Below are 5987 nucleotides of genomic sequence, written 5' to 3'. Positions count from 1 at the left end.
AAAAAAACATTTATCACAGGCATTAACTCCTTGCAACTCCTATATCTCCTTTATTTTTTCTTATCCCTTATCCCGAATTGACGTAAGTTGTAACCATTCTGCAGGAATATTTATGAGCTTTGGTTAGCAGAATCGTACCACATTCCATCGTTTTTGAACCAATTGATGGCATGAAATTTTCAACTGATATCCAATCCTCATTCTTAGCTAATTTTAAATCTTTTCCTTGTCGTACCCGACACACCCAACTCCACACTTGTTTTTCTATTTCCTTAAACCATTCAATATGAAAGCCAGCGTCCATAATCACAATTACCTTTTTACCATCAGGTATTATACTCTTTAATTTATTTAGAAATTCTACCGTTCTGCCCTTTAATTCACCTTCTTCAAACACATCTTGATACAAAGGTAAACTCATCCTTCTTGTACAAAATTAAGTACTTAGCATTTGTACCATGCGATCATCTTTAAGATAACATAAATCAATCACAACGCTTTCATCATTAGAATGCTTGATAAACTCAAATATGAAATATGATAAAGCACTATAGAGACTATCAACCTCGTTATATAAATGTTTGTTACCTATGCATCTATCAACTTTTTTTATTTTATGTTTCACTTTACTATCACCACTCAAGTTCCTGCCAATTGCACTCAAAGACAAATTCTGACTATATCGCAAGCCTTCTGAAACATCAAGTAACGCATTTAAACGATTATTATGTATAAAAGGGCAATGTTCTTTTATTACTTCATTTAATACTGTTTTTACATCCATAACCTACTATCTCCATCATCATTAAATAATGATGATATTCTATCAATTCTTGCTATTTTGCAACAATTTCGTGGGGATACATCAGCTCGCAATGACGCTTGGTGATCAGGTTTTTTTATTCATTACAAAAAATAGCAAAAAAAATCGTGAATGCTCACATCTAAACTACAACTGTAGTACTAGTAAGAAACATTTCTAGAACAATATTTTCAGCATAACCTAAGTTCGCGGCCGCGAACTTTTTATATTTTTTCTATAATTTTAATCAAATATTTTTTTTAGCTCTTGCCTATCAATATTTGATAGCTTTTGAATCCCCTTTTCTTGAATTTTCATTTTTCCTTGAGAATTTATTATCATTAAGACCGTATTCAAAGTATATAGTTTATCGGTCGCGATCGCGACCGATAAACTAGGAAATTATAAACAATATGTAGCCACTTTGTACCTAATTCAAGTTAATTCACTATATTCTCAGACTTAAGATAAAATTTTTCAATGCTATCACGATTATTAAGAAGCTATTTTTTTTTTTTGAGTGTTTTGTAAGAATAAAACTAATCATAATCTGGTTAGTTATATACTAAGTTTATTAAATAATCCGATTAACAATCCTCCGGCTATAAGTATAATAGATAGCCAGATAAGACTCATCATCGGTTTGTAATATATTTTTGCATGAATTACATCATCATCAATTTTACTTAACACCGCGTAAAGATCATAAGTTAAATAAGAATATATATTACTTTCTTGGGATAGTTGTTTTTCTATTATATAAAATCTATTTTCAGGCTTTAATATAGTGATATTATTTTGTTGATCCTGAATCCAAAATTCAGCAATTTGCCGATAATAGTTTTGGGCTGATGATACTCTAATATCTTTTAAAGTAACTTCAAATCCCTTTGCTGTCACCTTGTCTCCAACTTTGCCTATAAAATCTACTTCACTTTGTAATAATGAATTAACAGTAATAGTTAAAACAAGTAAGCCAAAGCCTAAATGTCCTAAGATCATGGCAATATTGGCTTTTAGTTTGGTTCTAAAAAAATTGCTCTTTGTTAATACATAATAACAATTTTGTATTATTAGAAAAAGAGAAAATGTTACAGCCCATGCTGAAATGAAGCCATATTGAATTTGGTATGAGCTGATAAACGTTATTGCAAAAGAACAAACTAAAATGAGTAGTAAACTAGTGTCATTGCGAGGAGGCGTAAACCAACGAAGCAATCCATTATTATTTCTTTGAGCGATACCAGCTAGTAGAACCGTTGGGATGATAAAAATTATAAAATTATTGATAAAAAATCTTTCACTAATGGTAACAGATTCTTGATATAATAAAGAATAAACTATGGGGTAAATGGTGGAACATAGTAATACTAATAGAGCCGTTAAGAAAAATATACTGCCCCAAACAATAAGCTTGTGCTTAAATTGGTGTTTGTCTAATCCTATCGAATTAGGTTGAGTGATATTTTGCCCTTTTACTAGTAGTAGAACTAAGCTTGATATGGCAATAATAGCAAATATTGCCAGCATATAGATTGCCCGCTCAGCTGATGAGGCAAAAGAGTGAATTGAGGTGATTAGCCCTGAGCGTACCAAGAACGTACTCAAAACTACCAGTAAGAAAGTGATGATTGATAAGGTTATCGTCCAATTTTTCATTCGTCCAGATTTGATTGTTACCAAGATTGAGTGATGTAGAGAGATAGCCGACAACCATGGTAGTAGGGAAATATTTTCTACTGGATCAAAAAACCAAAAGCCACCCCAGCCGAGTTCTCTATAAGCCCACCATGATCCTAGGGCTATTCCTAAGGTTAAAAAAATTATTCCTAAATTGCTAAATATTTTAATAGCTCTAAGATTAGCCGAGTCTAAGTTAGAGGTGAGCAACATAACGCAAGCCGATGTAAAAGGGGCGACATAACAGACCGAACCTAGATATAATATAGGTGGATGTATTATTAGGGCAATATCTTGAAGCATAGGGTTTAAGCCGAGACCCTGAGTGGGACGGAATGATAGGCTGTCAAATGGGTTGGAGGTAAAATAAATGAAGCTACTGAGCAGTATTTGTATTAGTGCTAGTACAATTATGTGGTAGACTCGAGTTGGACGGCTATTAAATAGTGCAATATAAATAACGCCTATAGTTTGCAATAAACATAGCCACAACAGAATAGACCCCTCATGACTCGCCCAACTAGCCGCGATTTTAAATCCTAAAGGCTTTAATGTACTCGAATTAAAAAAAATATTCTGTATAGAAAAATCCGATATAATAAATCCACATACTAATAGCAAAAAAGATAGTAATGTTGACAGCCAGCTACAGTAAAAAAATAAAGTACCTGTACGATATGAAGCGGTAATAACTGCTAGTATACTGAACAGCATTGCCAATATTTGTAAATAATTACCAAAATTACTAATCACTTTCAGATTCTTTATTTGGTAAAACAATAACTTTTATGCTATCAAGCCTATTGCCTACTTTTTTGCTAATAGTAATACTTAAATTAAATATTTTTATAGATTCCCCTTGATTAGGAATACGCTCAAGTTCATGGATAATTAAGCCGGCTATGGTATTTGCATTATAATCAGGTAAATTCCAATTTAGTTCTCTATTTACATCTCTTATAGTTACAGAGCCGTCAATAATAAATTCCACTTCAGATTTCTTTACAATTGTGTCAATAGGATAATCATGTTCATCAATAATAGGGCCAACAATCTCTTCTAAAATGTCTTCTAAAGTAATAATACCTTGTAAATCGCCATATTCGTCAACAACACAAGCAAAATGGTTTTTTCTTTCTCTAAAAGCATGAAGTTGATGAGTGACCAAAGCGTTATCAGGTATAAACCAAGGCTGACTTATCAATTCCTCGATATTAATTTTTTTTACATCATTATTTTTTTCATAAAGAGCTCGGAGCGTATCTCGTATGTGAAGTACACCAATTATGTTGTCCTGAGTGTCTTTCCATAATGGTATTCTTGTATGAGGGCTGGACAATAATGCTTTCCTTACTATCTCCTCTTTAGGCAAATCTATATTGATGGCTACGACATTACTTCGGTGTATCATAATTTCAGATACTGTCATTTTCCTAATATCTAATATACCGCCTAACATATCACGGTCAGATTTATAAACATTACCTTCTTGATGATAATGCTCAATAACTCCCCTAACTTCTTCTGTTCCTGAGATATTTTGTTGCAGATTAATACGAAAAATAAAACAAAACCCTTTAACTATCAATTCAAAGATATAGTTAATTGGTCTCAAAATGTTTAAAAGATATATAATGGCTGGAGAAGTGAATAACGCTAACTGTTCTGCTTTTGCTACAGCAATAGCTTTTGGTATGATTTCACCAAAAACAATTATCAAGAAAGCCATAATTGCTGATGCCGCAATAGTCCCATTATCACCTAGCCAATCGATAAATATACTGGTAGCAATCGTAGTACAGACAGTATTAAATAAGGTATTGCCAATTAGTAATGTACCAATTACTTTTTCTTTTTTCTTTAGAACTTGTAATACAATCGTGGCACGTTTAATACCTTCTGCCTTAAATTTTTGTATTTTCCCAGGAGACGAGGCGGTTATAGCCGTTTCAGTGGCTGAGAGTAGTGCGGAACATCCTATCATTAGAACAATAATGATTATCAAAAAAATAGTCATTGATCTTTGTATAAATTTATTTAGTATAAAGATGATTATATTACTAACTGTAAAATTTCCCTAATACTTTTTTATTTGAAATACTGCAGAAGCTATATACTCCTGAACTCACCTTACGCAGGATCTTTTTTACTATAGTCAATTGATGAGAAGTTGGTGACGTTGTTGCTCAATGCTCGCCTATTACTTATATGCGTCGCTCCTAGCACCAAATTCCCCTGAATTGACTATATTATAAATAATTTTATTTGTTATATAGAGTTTTTTATATGCAACAATTTCATGATTTTATATTTAACTCTCCTAAATTAGGCATTTTTTATCTTGGTGGTAAGATTGAAGGATGTAACATAGAAATACATGATGTGGTTTTTGTAATTGGAAAGTCAAACATAGATATGTCTAAACAGATTAAAAGCAAATGGATTGGTACAGCTGGATCATTACATATTGATTCTTGGTTTATAGCAGATACTATTGATGGTTTTAATATTCATATTGATGAAATAAAACCTACGGTCAGTGAGAATCATCTATTTTTTGTAAATCTTGGTTCCTATAAAAATAATTCCTTTGGAGAGCGTCACTTTATGACCCTGGTAGTTGCCAAATCAAGAAGCAAAGCAATTGAAAAAGCAAGAGAAAAGGCACCGAAAAATGAAGAGATGCAACATAGTGATAATATCTATGATATAGATGAATGCATAAGAATTTCTGAAATTAGCAATTATTATATTGCTCTTGAATATACTGGTATAAAAAAAGAAAGTAGCATAATAAATGGTTACCAAAAACTTAGGTAGAATTAGGAAAGATATCTTATTACTCGGTAATCAAGTTTTTTTTGCAGATAATATTGACATTGTCAGATATAAATATAAACTAGTTTAATACTAGTTTATATTTAATTTAATCAGCAAATCTTATGAAAGAAAAGCTTTCTAACCAAATTAGTGCATTTGAAGCAAAAACACATTTTTCTAATCTTATTAAAAGAGTAAAAGATGGGGAAAAATTCACTATTTTAAAACATAATGCACCAATTGCAATTCTTATGCCCATTCCTTCCCAACAAAGATTCAATATTGAAGAAGCAATAAAAAATCTTGGTGAATTTCGTCAAGGAAAAAAACTCGCTGGTTTATCTCTCAAAGAGCTAATAACAGTAGGAAGAAAATAATGACTAAATCTTTTATATTGGATTGCTCCGTTACTATGTCATGGTGCTTTGAAGATGAATTTGATAGTTATTCCGAAATAGTTCTTAACTCTCTTACTCAATCCAAAGCTTTGGTACCACCACTTTGGAGCCTTGAAGTAATCAACGTTTTGCTTATGGCTGAAAAATGCGGTAGACCAAAAAATGCTGACTCAACTAGGTTTATAGATTTGTTAGGTTCTTTAGCAATATACGTCAATTCGGGATAAGGTTATAATTTAGAGGAAAGTCGAAATTGCAATTTATGGAAGGTTTATTTTTCTTAAGAG

General features: G+C 31.9%; 7 protein-coding genes. 3 read left to right on the top strand and 4 right to left on the bottom strand.

Going from position 1 to position 5987, the window contains the following annotated elements:
* Positions 1 to 67: 67 nt before the first annotated feature.
* The 4 genes from RiCNE_RS05435 to RiCNE_RS05420 all read right to left on the bottom strand — a co-directional run bounded on the left by RiCNE_RS05435 (position 68) and on the right by RiCNE_RS05420 (position 4499).
* Positions 68 to 421, bottom strand: coding sequence for a transposase (locus RiCNE_RS05435; protein ID WP_094649582.1), 354 nt, complete (start codon positions 419 to 421; stop codon positions 68 to 70).
* A 15-nt stretch (positions 422 to 436) separates the two neighbouring features.
* Positions 437 to 784 carry a hypothetical protein gene (locus RiCNE_RS05430; RefSeq protein WP_094649581.1) on the bottom strand — a complete coding sequence of 116 codons (348 nt, stop codon included), beginning with the start codon at positions 782 to 784 and terminating at the stop codon, positions 437 to 439.
* Between the two features lie 576 nt (positions 785 to 1360).
* Positions 1361 to 3103, bottom strand: coding sequence for a heme lyase CcmF/NrfE family subunit (locus RiCNE_RS05425; RefSeq protein WP_410525746.1), 1743 nt, complete (start codon positions 3101 to 3103; stop codon positions 1361 to 1363).
* A gap of 124 nt (positions 3104 to 3227) precedes the next feature.
* A complete protein-coding gene (locus tag RiCNE_RS05420; RefSeq protein WP_094649580.1) occupies positions 3228 to 4499 on the bottom strand; it encodes an HlyC/CorC family transporter in 1272 nt (423 codons plus the stop codon).
* A 269-nt stretch (positions 4500 to 4768) separates the two neighbouring features.
* Between RiCNE_RS05420 and RiCNE_RS05415 the strand changes: the two genes are divergently transcribed.
* From RiCNE_RS05415 to RiCNE_RS05405, 3 genes are all read left to right on the top strand, one after another.
* Entirely contained in the window at positions 4769 to 5302 is a 534-nt protein-coding gene (locus tag RiCNE_RS05415; RefSeq protein WP_094649579.1) for a DUF1543 domain-containing protein, read from the top strand.
* A 122-nt stretch (positions 5303 to 5424) separates the two neighbouring features.
* Positions 5425 to 5679: a type II toxin-antitoxin system Phd/YefM family antitoxin gene (locus RiCNE_RS05410; RefSeq protein ID WP_094649578.1), complete on the top strand. Its 255-nt coding sequence runs from the start codon at positions 5425 to 5427 to the stop codon at positions 5677 to 5679.
* Positions 5679 to 5927, top strand: a complete 249-nt coding sequence (locus RiCNE_RS05405) for a type II toxin-antitoxin system VapC family toxin (protein ID WP_094649577.1) — start codon at positions 5679 to 5681, stop codon at positions 5925 to 5927. The genes RiCNE_RS05410 and RiCNE_RS05405 overlap by 1 nt, the downstream gene beginning before the upstream one ends.
* Positions 5928 to 5987: the final 60 nt, after the last annotated feature.

The sequence above is a fragment of the Rickettsia endosymbiont of Culicoides newsteadi genome (assembly GCF_002259525.1).
Classification (GTDB): domain Bacteria; phylum Pseudomonadota; class Alphaproteobacteria; order Rickettsiales; family Rickettsiaceae; genus Tisiphia.
This window is presented reverse-complemented; position numbering and strand designations above follow the sequence as displayed.